At 68.6% G+C, this 19822-nt stretch carries 19 protein-coding genes; 8 read left to right on the plus strand and 11 right to left on the minus strand.

Going from position 1 to position 19822, the window contains the following annotated elements; translation table 11 throughout:
• The 11 genes from A33M_RS09865 to A33M_RS09915 all read right to left on the minus strand — a co-directional run bounded on the left by A33M_RS09865 (position 1) and on the right by A33M_RS09915 (position 7986).
• Positions 1 to 645 (minus strand): HK97 family phage prohead protease, encoded by a 645-nt coding sequence (locus tag A33M_RS09865; RefSeq protein WP_008386428.1) that lies wholly within the window; start codon positions 643 to 645, stop codon positions 1 to 3.
• Complete coding sequence (locus tag A33M_RS09870) at positions 645 to 938, minus strand: hypothetical protein (protein ID WP_008386429.1); 294 nt, start codon at positions 936 to 938, stop codon at positions 645 to 647. The genes A33M_RS09865 and A33M_RS09870 overlap by 1 nt, the downstream gene beginning before the upstream one ends.
• Entirely contained in the window at positions 920 to 2392 is a 1473-nt protein-coding gene (locus tag A33M_RS09875; protein ID WP_008386431.1) for a hypothetical protein, read from the minus strand. Before A33M_RS09875 ends, A33M_RS09870 begins: the two co-directional genes overlap by 19 nt.
• Complete coding sequence (locus A33M_RS09880) at positions 2389 to 2874, minus strand: hypothetical protein (protein ID WP_202801843.1); 486 nt, start codon at positions 2872 to 2874, stop codon at positions 2389 to 2391. Before A33M_RS09880 ends, A33M_RS09875 begins: the two co-directional genes overlap by 4 nt.
• 242 nt (positions 2875 to 3116) lie before the next feature.
• Complete coding sequence (locus A33M_RS09885) at positions 3117 to 4277, minus strand: AAA family ATPase (RefSeq protein WP_008386434.1); 1161 nt, start codon at positions 4275 to 4277, stop codon at positions 3117 to 3119.
• Entirely contained in the window at positions 4274 to 5266 is a 993-nt protein-coding gene (locus tag A33M_RS22310; RefSeq protein WP_008386435.1) for a DUF7146 domain-containing protein, read from the minus strand. The genes A33M_RS09885 and A33M_RS22310 overlap by 4 nt, the downstream gene beginning before the upstream one ends.
• Positions 5263 to 5580 carry a TSCPD domain-containing protein gene (locus A33M_RS09895; RefSeq protein WP_040619985.1) on the minus strand — a complete coding sequence of 106 codons (318 nt, stop codon included), beginning with the start codon at positions 5578 to 5580 and terminating at the stop codon, positions 5263 to 5265. The genes A33M_RS22310 and A33M_RS09895 overlap by 4 nt, the downstream gene beginning before the upstream one ends.
• Positions 5577 to 5771: a hypothetical protein gene (locus A33M_RS09900; RefSeq protein ID WP_040619988.1), complete on the minus strand. Its 195-nt coding sequence runs from the start codon at positions 5769 to 5771 to the stop codon at positions 5577 to 5579. Before A33M_RS09900 ends, A33M_RS09895 begins: the two co-directional genes overlap by 4 nt.
• Before the next feature lie 3 nt (positions 5772 to 5774).
• Positions 5775 to 5981, minus strand: a complete 207-nt coding sequence (locus tag A33M_RS09905) for a helix-turn-helix transcriptional regulator (protein ID WP_008386444.1) — start codon at positions 5979 to 5981, stop codon at positions 5775 to 5777.
• 86 nt (positions 5982 to 6067) lie between these two features.
• Positions 6068 to 6760, minus strand: coding sequence for a hypothetical protein (locus tag A33M_RS09910; RefSeq protein WP_040619990.1), 693 nt, complete (start codon positions 6758 to 6760; stop codon positions 6068 to 6070).
• Positions 6760 to 7986, minus strand: a complete 1227-nt coding sequence (locus tag A33M_RS09915) for a tyrosine-type recombinase/integrase (RefSeq protein WP_008386452.1) — start codon at positions 7984 to 7986, stop codon at positions 6760 to 6762. Before A33M_RS09915 ends, A33M_RS09910 begins: the two co-directional genes overlap by 1 nt.
• A gap of 472 nt (positions 7987 to 8458) precedes the next feature.
• On the opposite strand from A33M_RS09915, the gene A33M_RS09920 reads away from it, so the two are divergent.
• The 8 genes from A33M_RS09920 (at position 8459) to A33M_RS09955 (ending at position 19672) form a co-directional block, all read left to right on the plus strand.
• Complete coding sequence (locus A33M_RS09920) at positions 8459 to 9934, plus strand: 4Fe-4S binding protein (protein ID WP_008386454.1); 1476 nt, start codon at positions 8459 to 8461, stop codon at positions 9932 to 9934.
• A 656-nt stretch (positions 9935 to 10590) separates the two neighbouring features.
• Complete coding sequence (locus A33M_RS09925; RefSeq protein ID WP_008386456.1) at positions 10591 to 11568, plus strand: ABC transporter substrate-binding protein; 978 nt, start codon at positions 10591 to 10593, stop codon at positions 11566 to 11568.
• Positions 11565 to 12422, plus strand: a complete 858-nt coding sequence (locus tag A33M_RS09930) for an ABC transporter ATP-binding protein (RefSeq protein WP_008386458.1) — start codon at positions 11565 to 11567, stop codon at positions 12420 to 12422. The genes A33M_RS09925 and A33M_RS09930 overlap by 4 nt, the downstream gene beginning before the upstream one ends.
• A gap of 19 nt (positions 12423 to 12441) precedes the next feature.
• The gene (locus A33M_RS09935; protein WP_008386460.1) at positions 12442 to 13191 is read left to right on the plus strand and encodes an ABC transporter permease; all 750 of its coding nucleotides are present in this window, start codon (positions 12442 to 12444) and stop codon (positions 13189 to 13191) included.
• 2 nt (positions 13192 to 13193) lie between these two features.
• A complete protein-coding gene (locus A33M_RS09940) occupies positions 13194 to 13922 on the plus strand; it encodes an ABC transporter permease (RefSeq protein ID WP_008386463.1) in 729 nt (242 codons plus the stop codon).
• A 53-nt stretch (positions 13923 to 13975) separates the two neighbouring features.
• Positions 13976 to 14812, plus strand: coding sequence for a carboxylating nicotinate-nucleotide diphosphorylase (gene nadC / locus A33M_RS09945; protein ID WP_008386464.1), 837 nt, complete (start codon positions 13976 to 13978; stop codon positions 14810 to 14812).
• Positions 14813 to 15038: 226 nt separating this feature from the next.
• Positions 15039 to 17096 (plus strand): phosphonate metabolism protein/1,5-bisphosphokinase (PRPP-forming) PhnN, encoded by a 2058-nt coding sequence (gene phnN / locus A33M_RS09950; RefSeq protein WP_008386466.1) that lies wholly within the window; start codon positions 15039 to 15041, stop codon positions 17094 to 17096.
• A 260-nt stretch (positions 17097 to 17356) separates the two neighbouring features.
• Positions 17357 to 19672 (plus strand): methyl-accepting chemotaxis protein, encoded by a 2316-nt coding sequence (locus A33M_RS09955; RefSeq protein WP_008386467.1) that lies wholly within the window; start codon positions 17357 to 17359, stop codon positions 19670 to 19672.
• The last annotated feature ends 150 nt before the right edge of the window (positions 19673 to 19822 follow it).

Consider the following 19822-nt stretch of genomic DNA (forward strand, 5'->3'; position numbering starts at 1 on the left):
TCACGATCTCCTGATCATGAGGGTTTCGGCACGCTCCCGAATGAAGCGCGCCAGGTCGGAGACCGCTGCTCGCTCGGCATCTCGCCGAACGTCTTCGGCCGGGACGAAACCCTTCGAAGTGTAGAGTTTCGCCCGCTCTCGCGCGAATCCTGCATCCCGCAAGAACCGCTCGAATTCACGTTCCGTCGTGATTTCCTCCGACTTCACGGCGATGACACGCGCGCCGGTGTTCATCGGGAAAGTCACGACGCTGATCTCGTACAGGTCGACCTCGCGCAACAGCCGCGTCCCGGTCTTGTTGTCACGATCCGAGCGAACCGTCTTGTAGCCGATCGACAGCCCAGTCGCGACGCGCTCGCGCAGAAGCTCGTACGTCTCTTTCGCCTTGGCGAGGCCGAGCAGAAGCCGGCCCTTGACGTATAGCCCACGGCCGTTCTCGGTGAGCGCATCCCATCGCCCGATCGGTGCGTCCTGATCATGCGACCACAGCATCGGCACGCCGTCGGCCTTGGTCGCCAGCGATTTGGCGAAGGCGCCGCGCACCACCTGATCCCCGCCCTCGTCGAGATCGTAGGTCGACGCATAGCCCTCGACCTCCCCGGTATCGCCGAGAGCCTTCACCTCGAATTTCAGCGGCTGCAACATCACGACACCATCCGCTCGCCGTCCGGCATCCGATCGCGATAGCCGTTCGCCGCGCTGCGCAGGATGGAAAGCGCGACGTTCGGATGCCCGCGCTCGATCGCCCGTGCCGCAGCCTCGAACAGCATCAGGGCGACGTGCCGCGAATCCGCCAGCGCCTCGACGCACCGCGCCATCGCCTGCCGCGGATCGACCGGCATGTCGCCGCCGGCCGCGAGCCGGGCATGGTAGCCCACCAGATCACTCATGATCGTCGCCGATAGCGGCGGACGGTCCATCACCTCAAAGTCGTCCACGGCGACCTCCTGATGTCTGCGGATGACATGATCAGCTCGCCCGGCGTATCGGGCGGGCTCACATACCAGCGGAACGGCTCGGCCCGCGGCCGGACGCACAGCCAAATCGCACCCGCCACGGCGTTGGCCAGGTCGTCGTGCCCGCCCGGCGGATGGTCGACGCTGTCACGCCCTCCCCGCGACGTCCGGCGCTCCAGGGCGACGATCTGATTGACCAGACGCTCGTCGTCGAGCAGCGACACCCGCGAGGAATTGAGCGCCGGCACGAGGGCGAGATAGACCTCGGACTTGGTCGCCTCGGACAGCCGATACTCGATCCTGTGCCGGCGGAACGGCTCGCGCACCCACTCGCCCGCGTAGCGGTCGCCCGTCACAACGCCGCAGCCGTACGCCGCGAGCAGTCCGGCGAATTCCTCGACCACGGCCTCGGGCGAGTACTGCGGCCTGACTTCGCGGGTCATGTCGAGCACAGCCCGATTGCCGTCGCGGTGCGCGATGGCAAGGGTCATGCTGTCGCTGCTGCCGCCGCTCGGGTCGACGAAGCCGTGATAGACGACACCCTCGGCCCGCGGGCGCTCCGTCACGCCGCGCGACACCGCGGCGTCGACCACCTCGCGCGCGACCAGGCTCTCGACGTCGGTGCGGAACTCGCCCCCGTACTCCGCAGCCGCAACGGCCGGGTCCGCCTCGTATGCCCTCTCGACGACGCGCTGTGACAGCGTGCTGTTGAACGCGCGGCTGTGCCCCTTGGCGACCAGCACGTCGCCGGGACGGCCGTAGCAGCGCTGCCAGGTGCGGAACAACTCGCCGCGCCGGGCGTAGGGCGACGAGATCACCATCAACATCCCGCCCGTGGTCGCCAACGAAGGCCGCAGAGCGTCCAGGACCTCCTTGTCCGGGTTGCGCGAGCCCTCGATCTGCCAGAATGCCGCCTCGTCACAAATGGCCGAGACGCCCGTGATGCTGCGGATTGTCCTGAAGTTTGCTGGCCGGACCTGGACGTCGACCCGCGTCGACAGCCGCAGCGTGTCCGCGGTCTGGGATTCGACGGTCGACCGCAGAAGGGGAGACTGCGTCAGCACGCCCGAGATATGCTGGAATGCCCGATCGGCCTGGACCTGGGAGAGCGCCAACACCGGCAGCACGCCCCGCTCGCCGGGCGCCAGCACGTCGGACCAATCGCACAGGGCCGCCGCGTAGGCGCCGAACGTACCGGCCGCCCGCGTCTTGCCGCCCCGCCGGCCGACGATCGCCCACAACTCGGCCACGCGCTCGCCCGGCTCATGGTCGAGCCCGGTCACAGCACGGAACTCGATCCGCTCGGCGGCCGTCAGGGCCTCGCCCATCGCGGCGATCAGGAGCAGCCGCCAGAGCGCCCACGACGGGCCAGGGATGGCCTGGCCGAGCAACTGCGGGTCGGACAGGGCCTCGCGCATGGTGATACGGGGCGTCACTCTGCGGCCTCCTGGGGCACGTCCCGGCGAGCGGCGAGGTACTGCGCAATGCTCGGGGTCACGTCCTTCGCGCGGCGCTCGAGCCCGAGATCGGCGAGCAGCCGGCGCAGCGCGTTGGCGGCGGTGGTGAACGCCGCGATGTCCAGCGCCTCGCCCTGAGCGAACGCGGCCTCGGCCTGCTCGCACCACACGACCAGCGTCGCGGCCCGGCGGATGATTGCCTCCTGGGCGGCGCTCGGGTCGCCCCCGACGTCGCGCCGCATCTCGCCGATGAGGTCGCGGTACCGACGCGCCGCAGCCGATCGGCCGTCCACCCCGTCGAGCACGGTCGCGCCGTTCGCCAGCCGCGAGCGGGCGACGGGCGAGGTCGGGACTTTCATCGGGCGGCCGCGGGGCATCTTCAGGGCCTCGAAATGGTCCGCGAACGCGGACACTATGCGGACACATATAGCACGTTGAGCAGATTCGTGCAATGATCTCAAAGATATGTCTCCGTAACTCCCATGATTTATAATCATCTTAGCGCCGGTGGCGGGATGGCCGGGGTTGGGCCAAGGGAAAAAACGGCAGCGGGTCAAGATTGGCGCGGGTCCTTCTTCCCCACATTCTCCCCCCGTCGCATGTCGCACTTCCGTCGCAAGTCGTCGCATGTGCGACGGGTCACACTGTCGCGTCGCGTCGCACCTTCCTATAAGGTGCGCGACGTGCGACACCTGCTGGGACATCATGCGGCCCGCCAGACAAGGCCGTCCCTCTCTCCGATCATCTTCCGATTGGCGAGGCTGTTTCTGATCCGCCGGAACGCCTCCCGGGGGTTCGCTTCCTCTCGATCGAGCACGCCGCGGGCGAAAAGCTCATCTCGCCATTTATCGGCACTGACCGCTGTGAGCCCTTTGGGGAGACCGAACGCGACGGGCGGGGGCTTGCCGTGGTCGAGGGCGCAGTCGACGAGAATATCGAGCGCGAGGCGTTGCCGGTCGTTGAGCCTGCGCTTGAGCTCGCCGGGGACGCGTTCGCCTCCGCTCCATTCCCATTGTTCGCCCAACCACACCTTCACCGGCGCGAAATCAGCTCGGGTCGCCGGGGTACGCTCGCGGGCTTTGCGGAACTCCAGAACGAATGACACGTCGGTGTCGTCGCGGCGAACCGCCTCGAGCACCATAACGGTGTCGAGCTGCCATTCCCGGGTCTTGGTGCCGTAGCCGCGGGTTTCGTCGTGGCCGGTGTGGTGGACCCACACTTGGCCGATGCTGCGCCGGGTCAGCGACCTGACCCAGGGCATCGTCTGTTGCCACGACTCTTCGTCCTTCATGTCGCCGGCCGTCAGGCACATGATGCTGTCGAAGATGATCAGGTCGACGCCGCCGAGTCTCTCGATCAGCGCTTCGATGCAGGCCTGACCGGCCGGCGTATTGAGCGGAGCGAAGTTCTCGATATCCTCGTGCGAGAAGGCAAAGAAGCCGGCGGGTGTTTCACCGAGGCGTCCCGTCGCGTCAGTAATTCGCTGTTGCAAAAGGCGACGCGACATCTCGCCATCGATGTAGAGCACCTTCGCGGGCCGGCGGGCTGCCCAATGCAGGAAGCTGGTTCCGGCTGCAACAGCCATCCCGAGCGCCATAGCGAAGTTGGTCTTCCCGAGCCCGGTGCCGGCGACGAGCAGCGCCCGGGACGTCGTCGAGAGCCAATCGCCCATGATCATGTCGGGCGACGGCAAGTCACGGGCGAGCCATTCCGAGATCGAGAGCGGGATGCCGGTAAAGTCGAATTCGGGCGGGTGCTGCTGCCGCGAGGTGCCGTAGTCGTCCGGACCGTTCGGCGGCGGTTCGTCGTCGGGTGGCGGCGTGAACTGCTCGAAATCGTAGTCGCGGGCGTTGGCGTGCATCATGCCGACCTCGCGACGATGTCGTTCAAGTCGGCGCCCACGGCCTTCGGCGTGATCAGGAACACCTCGCGGCGCTCCCGACTCCACCGATTCGCGACCGCGGCGGCGGCACGCTGGCCCCGGCCGTTGGCGTCATTGTCCACGGCGACGAACAGCGCCTCGATCCCGGCGAGCACCGGAAACGCCTCGATATGCCCGGCATCGATCAGCGCCCATGACGGGGTGTACCCGATCTCGGGTAGGTGCCGCATGGCGAGGGTCGTTTCGATACCCTCGCCGATCGCAAGCGCCATCGTCACGTCTTCATCAGGCGTGAGCTTGATGGCACCGTCGACAGTCGGGCCGAGCGACATGCGCGACATACCGCCGACCTCTGCCTTGTGGCCGTCCAGCGTGAGCGCTGCCCGATGAATCGCCTGCGGCTCGTTGGTCACCACGTTCCGCACCAGCGACAACATGCACGGCACGTGGGCGAGGCCGAACCGGCAACAAGGGTGAAACCGGATGGCCTCGCCTGCTGCTTCGTCGGGCAGCCCGAGCCCGCGTCGCGCGAGGTAGGTCTCGACCGGGGTACCGCGCGGGTCGACCGCTGATCCCCACCAGTCCATCGCGGTCCTGGTGCGGCCCTCGCGCTCGGCCTTGTCGATGGCCTCCTGTTCGGCGCGGCGGACGCGAGCGCCCATCCGGTCGAGGATCGAGTGCACCGAGTCCCGAATGCCGTGGTCGACGACGGGGCCGGCCAACGTCTCAACGGCTTCCGGAAAGGTGCCGCCGTCGAGCAGCATCACCATGGTGATGACGTCGCCCCCGGCGGCGCAGCCGCGGCAGTGAAACACCTGCTTTTTCGTGTTGATCGAGAACCGGTCGGTTCCGCCACAACGCGGGCACGGACCGGCCCGCTCGACCTTGCCGCGGAGTTTGATGCCGCGGCGGGCAAGCTCGTCCTCGATCCGGATCGCCTTGGCGGCTGTGATGGCGTCGGGGGGCATCATGACGCGCCTCCCTCGGCCACCAGGTCGAGCACCACGCCGAGCGGCCCGTTTGCCCGGCCGGAACTGTCGCGACAGAGCGCCCGCCGGATCACGTCGACCGGCGCGCCGTACTGCATCGCGATCGAGGCGACGATCGCCGCGTCGCGGGCAGCGGTGTCGGCCGCCGAGCCGGTCTTGTTGCTAGTGATGAAGACCTCACCGGGCCGGCCATCGTCGAACCGCGAGATCGTCGCGGTGTAGGTGAGCCCGGCGACCTCGAGGTCGAAGGTCTCGCTTGCACGCCTGTTCGGCAATCTCTCGCGCCGGTTCGTCATGCGCGCCCCCAGACGTGAGACGCGAGCACGGCCGCGGTCGAGCGCGGCACCGAGAACCGCTCGATCAGACGAGCAACTTGAAGGTCGAGGTGGCTTTTGGTAGTCTCCGAATTGTCGATGCTGCCCGCAAAGACGAATTCAGAGAGCGCCGCCGGAGCCACCCCGGCGGCGTTTTCGCTGGTGGGGGTCATGCGTCACGCCACCCGCCGGCGCTGGTTCGGCTTGCGCTCGCGGCTCTCGATCCAGGCGAGCACCGCGGTCCGCCGGTAGTACTTCCGGCCTCCAATCGTGACCGAGGGCAAGCCGTTCGGCTGCGACTCGTAACGCTCGACAGTCTTGGTATGGACCCCCAGCTCGCGGGCAAGCTCGGGGCGGGTCAGGTAGCCTTCCAGGAGGGGCATAGGGCACCGTTGGTCAGAGTGGACTACGGCGTCCTAGTAGGGGCACATTACGGGGCGCATCCATTCCCGAGTGAAGCGGGAATGCTTTATTTCGGGACGAATTCCAGCTTCACGCGCGGCAGCCGGTCAGAGCCGGGAATTCGAACTGCGATGCCCGCGGGCAGCACTGTGGTGTCCGACTGCCTCGGTTTAAGAGTTTCCCCGATAGCGCGCCACGCCTCGGCCTCGCCGAGAAACCTCGTTAGTTGAACCTTTGGGCACGGCCAGACCCATGCCTTGCCATGCTCCTGGTACAGCCGATTATACGCCGCCCATAGATGCGCGACAGGCTTCCAGTCTCGCCATACGCGGTTTTGGACTGTCTTCGGTGTGATCTGCGCTTTTCGCCATCCACCGGCGTTTGCGGTCGCCGACTTGCACGCTCGATTGATTATCTCTCCCATCGAGAGAGGCATGTTACCGTCGATCCGTGCGATAGTTTCCGCGAGTATGCATCCGGCCAGCCCACCATATAGGTGGCGCGTTTCCGTCTCGGCATTGATCTCTGCTGCCGATGGTATGCCGACCGACATCCCAAGCAGATTGATTGCCATCTCGCGGTCGAGCGATTCAGGGGTCTCTAATGCCCGCAAGATCAATGCGCGTTGAATGACTTTTTCCCGATAGGCGTCATCGTCTGGCCACAGCATCGCGGCTTCGATCCCCGCGAGGTCCATCCGGTCTACCGTCTCCTGGAGGTTCGGCCGGTCGAGCGGCGCGAGGGTTTGGGCGAGGTCCATCACGCCCCTCCCTTGATCGGGACGACCTCGGCCTTCGGCGCGGTCGGCATCACCACGGCGCCGACGCGCTCAGTGGCGGCCCGGAGCGGATCGTCGAATAGGTGGGCGTAGCGCTGCGTCGTCGCCGGATTGGTGTGCCCGAGCAGCGCCCCGATGATCGGCAGCGACAGACCGGCGCTCGCGAGCACGCTGGCGTAGGTGTGGCGCAGATCGTGGATACGGACATCGCCGAGCCCGGCCACCTTCCGGAGCACGCGCCAGTCGTTCTTGATGTCCTCGCGGTGGCCGACGCCGCCGCGGCCGGGGAGCACGTAGTCGCTGACCTCCCTACCCTTCTTCTGCGCCTGCTTCTCGGCCTCGGCCCGCATCTCGACGAGCAGTTGCCGGGTCGGCGCCGACAGCGGCACCCGATGGTCGGTCTTCTGCTTCGTGGTGGCGCCCGGCTTGGTCCAGACACCCGCGGCGAGGTCGAGCTGGTCCCACCGGGCGCCGAGCACCTCGCCCTTGCGTGCCCCGGTCAGTAGCAACAGGCGGATGGCGTTCGCGGCCTGCTGATCGTCGTGTGCCGCGAGCGCCTCCGTAAGTCGCCCCAGCTCGTCGCCAGTCGCGTAGCGGTTCCGCTTGGTCTCCGGGTTCCGCTCGATCCCCTTCGCCGGGTTGTCGGTGCGCCAGCCCCAGCGAATGGCGAGTGCGAACATCTTCGAGCAGAGCGCCACCACCCGATTCGCCGCGATCGGCTTGCCGTCCTTGGTGACCTTCCGATGCAGCCCGTCGATATCGGAGAACGTGACCTCGGCGACCTTCCGGTGCTTCAACTCGGGCAGGATGTAGAGGCGGATATTCGCCTCGTCGGACACCCGGGAGTTCTCGCGCTTCTTCGGGAGGTGCTCGTCGGTGTACCGGGTGCAGAGGTCGGCGACGGTCGGCGCCTCGCGGTCGGCCTCGACGTCGGCCATCGGGTCCTCGCCCCGGTCGACCCGCTTTTTCAGCTCGGCCGCCTCGATGCGGGCCGCCGTCGCCTTCCACTCGGGGAACGAACCGATGGTGTACCGGCGCTCTCGCCCGGCCTTGGTTCGGTAGTTCAGGACGAACGACCGCGCCCCGGCCGCCGTGACTCGAACGCCGAACCCCTTCACCTCGGCGTCGTAGGTGATCCGGTTCCCCTTGGCCGGGACCGGTAGCGACTTTACGACGGCATCCGTGATCTTGTCCTTGTTCGCGCTCATCGCCCGTGTCCGCTGTGTCCGCCGTTTCCGGACCGACCCCGTGATTTCCGTCGCGAGGCCCCGGAACCGTTTTTCTCGCCCTGCCGCCACCTGATCCGCCGGAACCCGTGTCCGCACTATGTCCGCTCTCTGAGCGGTCTTTCCTGCTCCGAAGTGTCTCACGGCGTCTGTGATTGCGCAAGGCGAGTTCTTTGTTTTCCAGTGGCTTACGGTGCGGACACAGAGAAACATCAACGATGCCAAGAGGTTGAGAATTCGGCCCCGACCGGACTTTTAATCATGGGGTCGAGGGTTCGAGTCCCTCCGGGCTCACCATCCCCTGCCGGGGCGCCGAGACGCGGGCGTCCGCCCGGGAGACGGTGAAATCGAGCTATTCCAAAATTGATCCGCAATTTGCCGAAGGGCCCCCGGCGGCCATCGGAGTACCGTGCGCCTGCAAGTCCTTCGCAGAAGCAGTTGCACGAGGTGCACCGTGTCGTCCCGCCAGAACCTGTCGCCCTGCCCGTCGTTCCAGCACGCGGGCGCAGCCGGCCCGTGCGGCGGGGGCGGCATCCGGATCGGCGAGGGCTCGCGGCTGGCGCGCTGGTCCGCGCCGGTGGAGAGTTTCTTCGTCCGCAACCGGCACCGGCTGGTCTATGTGCACGCCTTCATGTTCGTGCTGTTCATCGTCGTCATCGTCGGGCCGCTGTTTCTGCCCGAGACCGGCGGTGACGCGACGCCGCTGAACGATCTGCGGCTCGCTGCGAATTTCGCGCTGTGGGGGATCTGGTTTCCGGTCGTCTTCCTGTCGGTGATCTTCACCGGCCGCTCGTGGTGCGGCCTCTTTTGCCCGATGGGCGCGGCCGCCGAGTGGGTCAACAAGGTGGGCCTGCAGCGGCCGATCCCGCGCTGGCTCGCCTGGGAGGGCACCCCCCTCCTCAGCTTCGTCTTCATCACCGTGCTCGGCCAGACGATCGGCGTGCGCGACCATCCCGAGGCAGCGGCGGAAATCTTCGGCGGCACCATGCTGGCGGCGCTGGTGATCGGCTTCCTGTACGGCCGGCGCAAGCGCGCCTGGTGCCGCCACATGTGCCCGATCGGCCGGGTGCTCGGCCTCTATTCGCGGCTCGGCGCCGTGCAGTTCGAGCCGCGCGCAAAAATTGCCGGCGGCGACGCCTATACCGAGAAGGGCATCTGCCCGACCATGATCGACCTGTCGCGCAAATCGGAGTCGCGGCACTGCATCACCTGCTTCCGCTGCGTGAACCAGACCGCCAAGGGCGGCGTCGAGATGACGCTGCGCCGGCCGGGCGCCGAGATCGAGACGATCGGCAGCCACCACCCGAGCCACTCGGAGGCGTGGTTCCTGTTTCTCGACACCGGCGTCGCGCTCGGCGCCTTTCTCTGGCTGGTGCTGCCGGTCTTTCAGACCTGGCGGCAGAATGTCGGCGTGTGGTCGATCGAGCACGGCTGGAGCTGGATGACGGACATCGGCCCGTGGTGGCTGATGAGCGTGCATCCACAGCGCGGCGAGACCTTCATGTGGCTCGACTTCGTGATGATCGTCGGCTTCATGCTGGGCTGCATGGTGATGATGACGGCCGTCATCGCCGCGCTCAACGCGGTCGCCGCGTGGCTGGCGCGGCGCGGCGGGGCGCGGCGCGACTTCAAGGCGTGCTTCACCGAGCTCGGCTACCAGTATGCGCCGGTCGCGCTGATGTCGCTGGTGATCAGCCTCGGCGCCGAGCTGTTCGAGCCGATCCGCTGGACGATGTTCGGCCCGGCCGGCGTCAGCGCCGTGAAGGCGGCGTTCTTCCTCACCGGCGTGGTCTGGAGCATCTGGCTCGGCGAGCGGATTCTGGCGAGCCAGGAGGTGCCGGCGCGCAACCGCTGGCTGCCGTCGCTGCCGGGTGTGGTCGGCATCGCCTTCACCGGCCTCCTGTGGTGGCCGGCAATCTTCGGCGTGTGAGGTTTTCGGCGACGCGCGCCCGCGGGCTCGGCCGCTTGCGAGCGCGCGCAGACCGGTGGTCTTCCGTCTTCGCCTCCCCCTGAAGATGATTTCGCGCATCGCGAAATCTCCGCAGTGCACCGCACGGATGCGCTGTATCGAAACCCGCGGCCACGTGATCAGAACCCGGCACGCGCACCCACGACGCTGCCGCCACGGTGAGCCGACGCGGCCTGGACGCTATGCAAATCGAGCACGCGGCGATCGCGCTGACACAATTTCGGCCGCCCGGCTGCGGACGAACACGGCTTTTGCACAAATTGTGAGACGTGACCGATTTTGCGGCGAAACTCGCTTTACATTCGTTTCGTCCCCTCTAACTTGTTTGTATGCAAATCATTTGCATCGTCTGCTCCCGGTCTCCGCGCCGCTGCGGGATCGGAGAGGCGACCGAAGCGGATGCGCGACCCCCGGAACGCACGCCCGCACGTGCTCCGACGCCGACCCGTCTTGCTGTCGACGGGCATCTCGACCACCCTTCGGCGTGGTAGAGGATGGCGGCGGGTCCCTGGCCGGCGGCCGATGGCCGCCCGTCGATCTCACCCCCTCGGACCATCGACACATCGACGCACCGTATGCCCGTACACCCGAAAACCCTCGAGCCGGAGAGTCCGATCATGTCGCTCACCCACACGTTTCGCTCTCTGGTCGCCGGCGCGCTTCTGCTCGGCGGCGCTCTCGGCGCCGCGCAGGCGGACGAGATCTCGGTCACCCAGTGGGGCACCAGCCTCTATGGCGCGCCCTACGCGGTAGCGATGGAGGAAGGACTGTTCGAGAAGGCCGGCGTCGACATCACCTCGATCATCGGCTCGGGCGGCGGCGGCACCACGGTGCGCAACATGCTGGCGAGCGACACGCCGTACGGCGAGGTGGCGATCGCGGCCGCGCTGGCAGCGCAGCGCCAGGGCCTCGACGTGGTGATCGTCAACACCGGCACCCGCACGGTGGCCGAGGCCTCGCTCGTCACGATGCCGGATTCGCCGGTGAAATCGCTGAAGGACCTCGACGGCAAGAAGGTCGCGGTGACCTCGCCCAAGGGCGTCTCCGAGATGCTGCTGCTGATGGCGCTGAAGGCCGAGGGCGTGGACGCGGCAAAAGTCGAGCGCATCGCCTCGGGCGGCTATGTCAACGGCCTCACGATGCTGGAGAAGGGCGCAGTCGACGCCGCCGTGCTGATCGAGCCGCTGTCGATCTCCCGCGCCGATCGGTATCGCACGGTCGCATCCTATGCGAAGATCCTGCCGCCGATGACCACCTCGGTCGGCATCACCACGCGCGACTTCGCCAAGAAGAACCCGGACAAGCTGAAGGCGATCATCGCCGGCCGCGCGGCGGGCGTCGAGGCGATCTATGCCGACCCGAAAAAGGCCGGCGAGATCGTCGCCAAGGCCTTCAAGCTCGAGCCGGCGCTCGCCGAGAAGGCGGTCGACAACATGATCGCCCCGCACATGTGGAGCACCGGCGCGTTCGATACCGCCGAGCTCGACCGCACGGTGGAAGGCCTTCGCCTGATCGGTCAGGTCACCGGCCCGGTCGACTGGTCGAAGCTGCTCGACCCGTCGTTCCTTCCGGCGTCGCTGAAGGCCGCGAAATGAGCCTCGTCCGATCGAGCCTCGCCGAACCGAGCCTCACCGTGTCCGAGCCGATCACCATGGTGCCCGAGGACGACCATCACGCCCGCCTGGTGGACGTGACTCGCGTTTTCACGCCACGCGGCCGGCCGAGCGTTCACGCGCTCGGCCCGGTCGACCTCGATCTCCGCCGCGGCGAGTTCTTCTCCGTGGTGGGGCCCTCGGGCTGCGGAAAGTCGACGCTGCTCGACGTGCTCGCCGGCCTCTCGGCGCCGACCGAGGGCCGCGCCGAGTTCGAGGGCCAGCCGATCAAGGGCGTGCCGCCCGGCGTCGGCGTGGTCTTTCAGGAGGACGCCTCGTTCCCCTGGCTCACCGTGCGCGACAACGTCGCCTTCGGGCTGAAGCGCACCGAGGTCGACGCCGCCGAGGTGAAGCGGCGGGTCGATTACGCGATCGGCTTCATGGGGCTGAAGAGCTTTGCCGACGCCTACCCGGCGCAGCTCTCCGGCGGCATGCGCCAGCGCGTGTGCATCGCCCGCACGCTGGTGATGCAGCCGCGGCTGATCCTGCTCGACGAGCCGTTCGGCGCGCTCGACCAGCAGACGCGGCTCCTGATGGGCGACGAGCTGTTGCGGCTGTGGCGCGAGACCGGCGCGACCGTGCTCTTGATCACCCACGCGCTCGACGAGGCGGCGATGCTGTCCGACCGGGTCGGCGTGATGTCGGCGCGGCCGGGCCTGTTCATCGACATTCTCGACACCGGCTGGCCGGACGAGCGCGACAGCCGCATCGTCTCGCATCCGCGGTTCGGCGAGCTGACGGCCCGGCTGTGGGACCGCCTGCGCGAGGAATCGCTCAAGCATCTGAACAACGATTGATGCGGCGAGCACCCACGTCATGACTCGTGAAGGCATCATCAGGCTCGCCGTGGTGGTGGTCGCCGTGGCGGCGCTGGAAGCGGCCTGCCGGCTCGGCGCGATCTCGCCGACCGTGCTGATCGCGCCCTCGGCGATGGTCGACAGCCTGTGGGACATCCTCGTCGCGGGCACGCACACCGAGGACATTTTTGTGAGCTTCGTCGACGTGCTGGCATCCACTGCGATCGCCGTCGTGCTCGGCTTCCTGGTCGGCGTGGTGATCCATGCCTGGCCGGCCCTGCGGGCGGCCGTCGAGCCGCTGCTCGCGAGCTACTACGCGGTGCCAACCTTCATGTTCTATCCGGTGTTCATCATTTTGTTCGGGGTCGGCAGCGGCGCCATCGTCGCGATCGCCGTGCTGCTCGCGATCGTCTCGATGATCTCCGCCACCTTGACCGGCCTCGATCGCATCCCGCCGGTGCTCGGCAAGACCGCCCGCATCCTGCGGCTCGGCCCGGTCGAGCGCGCGCTGAAAATCAGCCTGCCGGCGGCGCTGCCGCATCTGTTCACCGGCGTGAAGCTCTCCGTCGCCTATGCCTTCATCGGCGTGATCGCCTCGGAGTTCATCCTGTCGGGCGCCGGGGTCGGCTACGCCATCGCCTACGCCTACAACAATTTCGAGAACCGCACGATGTACGGCCTGATGCTGCTGATCGTGGTGGCGGTGACGGTGGTGAACACGCTGCTCGACACCATCGATCGCCGCCTGCAGGCGCGGCTGAGGCGTTGACCATGCGCAGCACGATCGGACCCGCCCTCGTTCTTCTCGGCCTCGTGGTGGCCTGGGAGATCCTTCATCTCGTCGTCGCCAACAGCGGCCTGCCCTCCCCCTTCGAGACGCTCGCCCAGCTCGGCGTGCTGTTTCAGGATGCCGACTTCTGGAAAGAGACCGCGCAGACCGCACAGGCGTTCGCGATCGCCGTGGTGATCTCGACGATCGCCGGCATCACGCTCGGCATCCTGCTCGGCATGAACCGCACCGCCGGCGCGGTCTCCGAGCCGATCCTGGTCAATCTCTACGCGCTGCCCAAGGTGACGCTCTATCCGGTGGTGCTGCTGCTGTTCGGGCTCGGCATCTCGGCGCGCATCGCCTTCGGCGTGATGCACGGCATGATCCCGCTGACGCTGTTCACCATGAACGCGATCCTGCAGCTCAAGCCCGTGTATCGGCGCAGCGCCGCGGTGATGGGCCTCTCCTCGTTCGACACCTCGATCCGCGTGGTCCTGCCGGCGATCCTGCCGGAGGTGATCACCGGCACCCGGCTCGGCTTCTCGCTGTGTTTGCTCGGCGTGCTGATCGGCGAGATGTTCGCCTCCCGCAACGGCCTCGGCTATCTCGTCACCCACGCGATGGAGCGCGGCGACATGCCGACCGTGCTCGCCGTCGCGGTTCTGCTCGCCGTCTTCGCCCTGCTCGCCAACGCCGCCCTTCTCGCGCTCGATCGCTCGCGCCGCCACTGACCGCCTTCCGTCTTCCGGTTTCCCCCCCATCGCGCTCACTGGAGTTTTGGAGCATGTACGATCCGTTCGCGGTCGACCGTCTGATCGACCTGTGGCTCACCGAGGACATCGGTTACTGCGACCTCACGGTGCAGACCATGATCGAGCCCGGCGAGCAGGGACACTTCCACATGAACGCGCGCGAGCCGATGACCATCGCCGGCATCGAGATCGCCGCCCGCGTGTTTCGCCGCTACGAGCCGCGCCTCGAGGTCGGCGTCTCGGTGAAGGACGGCGACGCCGTGAAGAAGGGCGACGTTCTGCTCACCGTGAAGGGGCCGGCGTCGGGCATCCTCACCGGCGAGCGCGTCGCGCTCAACATCGTCCAGCACATGTCGGCGATCGCGACCGAGACCGCGCGCTGGGTCGCGCTGATCGCCCACACGAAAGCGCGGCTGATCGACACCCGGAAAACCACGCCGGGCCTGCGGATGATCGAGAAGCACGCGGTCGCCTGCGGCGGCGGGCTCAACCACCGGCTCGGCCTCGACAACGGCGTGATGCTCAAGGACAACCACATCGTGGTGTGCGGCGGCATTTCCGCCGCGGTCGCGCGCGCGAAGAAGACGCTGCCGACGCTCACCAAGATCGAGGTCGAGTGCGACCGGCTGGAGCAGGTCGACGAGGCGATGGCGGCCGGCGCCGACGTGATCATGCTCGACAACATGTCGCTCGACGACATGCGCACCGCGGTGAAGCGGGTCGCCGGCAAGGTGCCGCTCGAGGCGTCCGGCGGCATCCGCTTCGACACCATCGTGGCGATCGCCGAAACCGGCGTCGACTACATCTCCACCAGCAAGATCACCCAAGCGGCCCCGGCCGTCGACATCGGCCTCGACGAGGCGAACTAATACCAGCGGCGGGAAACGATGACCTCATCCTGAGGGGCCGCGAAGCGGCCGTCTCGAAGGATGAGGTCCGCACCGTGGCCTCGCCCTTCGAGACGCACTCCTGCGGAGTGCTCCTCAGGACGAGGTCGGACTCTGTCGCCGTTGGTATGACAATCCCTCCCCTGCCCCGTCGCCCGGTCGGAGCGACGGGGCGACCACTTCCGGCTCCCGGCCGACACCCCCGAACATGACCCAGCAAGAACAACGACCCGGCTGCTTCCTCTTCGTCGTCGGACGAAGCGGCTCCGGCAAGGACACGCTGCTCGACGGCGCACGCGACACGCTCGGCACCGCCGGGCGCTTCGTGTTCGCCCGCCGCGTGATCACGCGGCCCGCCGATGCCGGCGGCGAGGTGCACGAGGCGGTGGACGAAGCGACCTTCGCCCGGAGGAAGCGCGACGGCGCGTTTCTGATCGACTGGACCGCGCACGGGCTCGGCTACGGCCTGCCCACCGCGCTGCTCGATCATCTCATCGCCGGCCGCCACGTGATCGCCAACGGCTCGCGCGCCGTGGTCGCCGCGCTCGCCGAGCGAGTGCCGCGCCTTGTCGTCGTCGAGATCACCGCGCCGGACGCCGTGATCGCCGCCCGCCTTTCCGCCCGCGGACGGGAGAGCGCGGCAAACATCCGGGAACGCCTCACGCGAACGGTGCCGGACTATCCGGAAAACGTCGAGGTGGTGCGGGTCGAAAACGATTCCACGCCGCGCGTCGGTATCGAGCGTCTGGTCGCGGCGATCGAGAACGCCACCAACCGGCTGCGGCTGCGAAAGATGCCGATCGCCACCGGCCAGCGCGCCCTCGCCTTCATCCCGCGCGACTGCACGGTGGTGAACGCCGCAGATTATCTCGGCCCCGGCCGCATCGACCTGTCCGCCGGCACGCGCAGCATCCGCGCCGAGGTGGCGCTGGTCGAGCCCGGCCTGTTGCCGCCCGACAGGGTTGGTCTCTCGGCCGAGGTTTTCGCCCGCTTCGGCGTCGCCGAAGACACCGAGGTGGTGCTCACGCGCACGCCGACGCCGGCGAGCCGCACCGCGCTGCGCCGAAAAATCCGCGGCGAGGCGCTGGACGAGCCCGACTATCGGCAGGTGGTCGGCGACATCGTCGAGGGCCGCTATCCGGACAGCGAGGTCGCGGGTTTTCTGGTCGCCGCCGACCGCGGCCTCGACGACGACGAGGTGTTGGCGCTCGCGAGAGTGCGGGCGCGCTTTTCCGGAAAGCTCGACTGGGACGAGCCCTTGGTCGCCGACAAGCATTCGATGGGCGGCATTCCGGGCTCGCGCATCACCATGATCGTGGTGCCGCTGGTCGCCGCGCACGGCCTGGCGATCCCGAAAACGTCGTCGCGGGCGATCACCTCGGCGGCCGGCACCGCGGATGCGATGGAGACGCTCGCGCGCGTCGATCTCGACGCCGACGACGTGCGCCGCGTGGTGAAGGCCGCGCGCGGCTGCATCGCCTGGAACGGGCGGCTGAACCATTCGGTGCTGGACGACGTGATGAACGCCATCACCCGCCCGCTCGGGCTCGATTCCACCCGCTGGTCGGTCGCCTCGATCCTGTCGAAGAAGCTCGCGGCCGGCGCGACCCATGTGGCGATCGACCTGCCCTACGGTCCGCGAGCGCGGGTGAAGGGGCTGTCGGAGGCGACGGCGCTGGCAAGACTGTTCGAGCGCACCGGGAAGGGGCTCGGGCTGGTGGTGGAGGCGTTCCCGACCGACGGCAGCGCACCGGTCGGCCGCGGCGTCGGCCCGGCGCTCGAGGCGCGCGACGTTCTCTGGGTGCTGGAGGGCGATCCGCAAGCGCCCTCGGACTTGCGCGAAAAAGCGCTGAAATTCGCCAGCCGCATCGTCGCCTGGGACCCGGCGGTGCCGGACTTGTTCGCCGCCCGCCGGCGGGTGGAGGAGCTGCTCGCTTCCGGTGCGGCACGCGAGGCGCTGTCACGCATCGTCGAGGCGCAGGGTGCGCGGAAGGAGCCGATCCGGCCGGGCCGGCTCACCCACACGGTGGTCGCGACCGAGGCCGGCACGGTGACCGACATCGACGGCTTCACGGTGGCCGGCATCGCCCGCGTCGCCGGTGCGCCGCTCGACCGCAGCGCCGGCATCGATCTGCGTGCAAGGGTCGGCGACACGGTGGCGAAGGGCGACGCGCTGTTCGTGATCCATGCCGGCGGGGCGTCCGATCTCGACGCGGCGGCGCAGCTCGCGGCCCGCTTCTCGGGCTTTTCGCTGCGGCCGGCGTGAGGCGCCGGCGAACCGCCGCGGCTTCGGCGGCGGTCGAGATACCTCTTTTCAGCGGTGCTTCAATACTTCCGCATGCCTCTGATACGGCGTGATTTCCGTACCATCCCCGCCTTACTGATCGTTAATCCGGGCACGATATCAATTCAAGGTCGAAACATCGACAGGTAACACCCCACCTCGGCATGCATTCACCGCCGCGGGAAAAAACCTTTTCGGCGCCCACCGGCGCCTCCCACACCGCCGCGGGCCATGGAGCGGACATGAAGCTGTCGGTCAAGATCGCCGCCCTCTCGCTCCTTCCGGTGGCCGGGCTGGTGGCCTTCGCGGTCCATCAGGTGAACGACGCCTGGACCCGGCTTCGTGAGGTCCGCCACGTCACCGAGGTGGTGGAGCTCGCGCCGACGATCTCCAATCTGGTGCACGAGCTGCAGAAGGAGCGCGGCGCCTCCTCCGCCTTCGCCGCCACCAAGGGCAAGGTCTTCGCCGACGTGGTGCCGCGCCAGCGCAAGGAGACCGATGCGGTGCTCGCCCTCTATCGCGAGCGCGCCGCGGCCACCTCGGCCGCCCCGGTGTTCACCGAGGCTCTGCGGGCGAACGGCGAGGCGCTGGACGGGCTTTCGACGCTGCGCGACCGGATCGACGGCTTCGCGCTCGACGGCATCGAGGTCGCCCGCCGCTACACGGTGGCGATCGACCGGCTGCTCGGCACGCTCGACATGATGGTCACGCTGACCGATGTCGGCACCATCGCCCGCGCGGCCGTGGTCTATTCGGCGATCGCCCGCGCCAAGGAGTTCGCCGGGCTCGAGCGCGCCGCCGGCGCCCGCGGCTTCGGCGCCGGAAAGTTCACCCCGGAGAATTTCACGCTGTTCGTGCAGTTCGCCGCCCGCCAGGACGGCCGGCTGTCGCTGGTCCGCTCGGTCGGCGACGCCGAGATGCGGGCGGCGCTCGATCGCTTCACTGCCAGTGCGGTGGCGCGCGGCATCGATCCGTTCCGCCGCGCGGCCGACTCGAGCCTCGACACCGGCCGGATCGAGGGCGCCGACGCCAGGGACTGGTGGACCGCCTCCACCGCCCGGATCGACGCACTGAAGACGCTCGCGGACGATGCCGGGAAAGACCTGCGCGCCACCGCCGCGACGGTGGCGCAGGCGGCGCGGCAGCGGATGACGTGGGCGGCCGGCATCGGCGGCCTGCTCACCGTGGTGGCGATCGGCCTCCTGGTCGTGGTCGGCCGCCGCGCCCATCGCGACGTGAACGACCTCACCGCCGAGATGCGGCGGCTCGCCCGGGGCGACACCTCGGTCGCGCTCGCCGGCACCGCGCGGGCGGACGAGATCGGCGACATGTCGCGCGCGGTGGCGGTGTTTCGCGACACGGCGCTCGAGCGCACGCGGCTCGAGGCCGAGACGATGGCCCAGCAGGAACAGAAGGAGGCGAACCGGCGCCAGCTCGAGCGCCTGGTTCACGGGTTTCGCGACACCGTGGGCGAGACCATCCGGGTCGTCGAGGACGGGGCCGGACGAATGACGCAGACCGGCGCCGCGCTCGGCGAGATCGCCGGCGAGGCGGCGCAACGGGCGACCGAGGCGGTCGCCGCCTCGCAGCGCGCCTCCGACACGGTGCAGGTGATCGCCGGGGCGACCACCGAGCTCGGCGGCGCGATCCGCGAGGTGGCCGGCCAGACCGCGCGCTCGAGCGAGATCGTCAACGAGGCGGCGCAGGTGGCGGCCCGGGCCGACAAGGAAGTGTCGGCGCTGGCCAACGCGGCGGCCCGGATCGGCGACGTCGTCGCGCTGATCACCAGCATCGCCGAGCAGACCAACCTGCTCGCCCTCAACGCCACCATCGAGGCGGCACGCGCCGGCGACGCAGGCCGCGGCTTCGCCATCGTCGCCTCGGAGGTGAAGGCGCTCGCCGGCCAGACCGCGCGGGCGACCGAGGACATCGCCCGCCAGGTCGCCGAGATCCAGGGCTCGTCCCGCCTCGCGGTCGGCGCGATCGGCGACATGGCGGAGCGCATGCACGAGATCGCCGGGCTCACCACCGCGATCGCCGCGGCGGTCGAGCAGCAGGACGCGGCGACCGGCCAGATCTCGCGCAACGTCGATTTCGGCGACGTCGACCGCAATGTCGACGCGGTGGCCACCGCGATCTCGCGCACCAACGAGGAGGCGGCGCTGGTGACGCGCACCTCGTTCGATCTGGTCGGCTCGGCGCGGCGGCTGTCGGCATCGGTGGAGGAGCTTCTGATCGCGCTCGACGAGGAGGTGGCGGACCGCCGCGCCGAGGCGCGCACCGGCTGCGACGTGGCGGCGACCGTCGAGCTGGGCGGCACCACCCAGCCGACCCGGATGGTCGATCTCGGGCCGAGCGGCCTGCGGCTGCGCAACGTGCGCGGGCTCGAGCCGGGCGCGAGCTGCGTCGTCCGGCTGGCGCCGGGCGACACGATCCGCGCGCGCGTCATCTGGATCAACACCGAGTTCACCGGCCTGTCGGTCGAGGGCCCGGCGCTGTCGGCCGACACCGTCGCCCGGCTGGTCGGCACCGGCGGCGCGGCGGAGCGCGCGGCCTGACTTTCGGGCCTCGCGCTTTTAGAGCCCGTTTGGACACTCCGACGGGGCTGCGCCGGAGCCGCTTTCGCCGATCCGGCAGGAGCCGATCGAGGCGCGTACCGGGGAGTACGCGCGAGATCGGCGACGAACCGGGCGGCCGAAAGCGGCCCG

This window comes from Rhodovulum sp. PH10, assembly GCF_000293785.1.
Lineage (GTDB): Bacteria > Pseudomonadota > Alphaproteobacteria > Rhizobiales > Xanthobacteraceae > Rhodoplanes.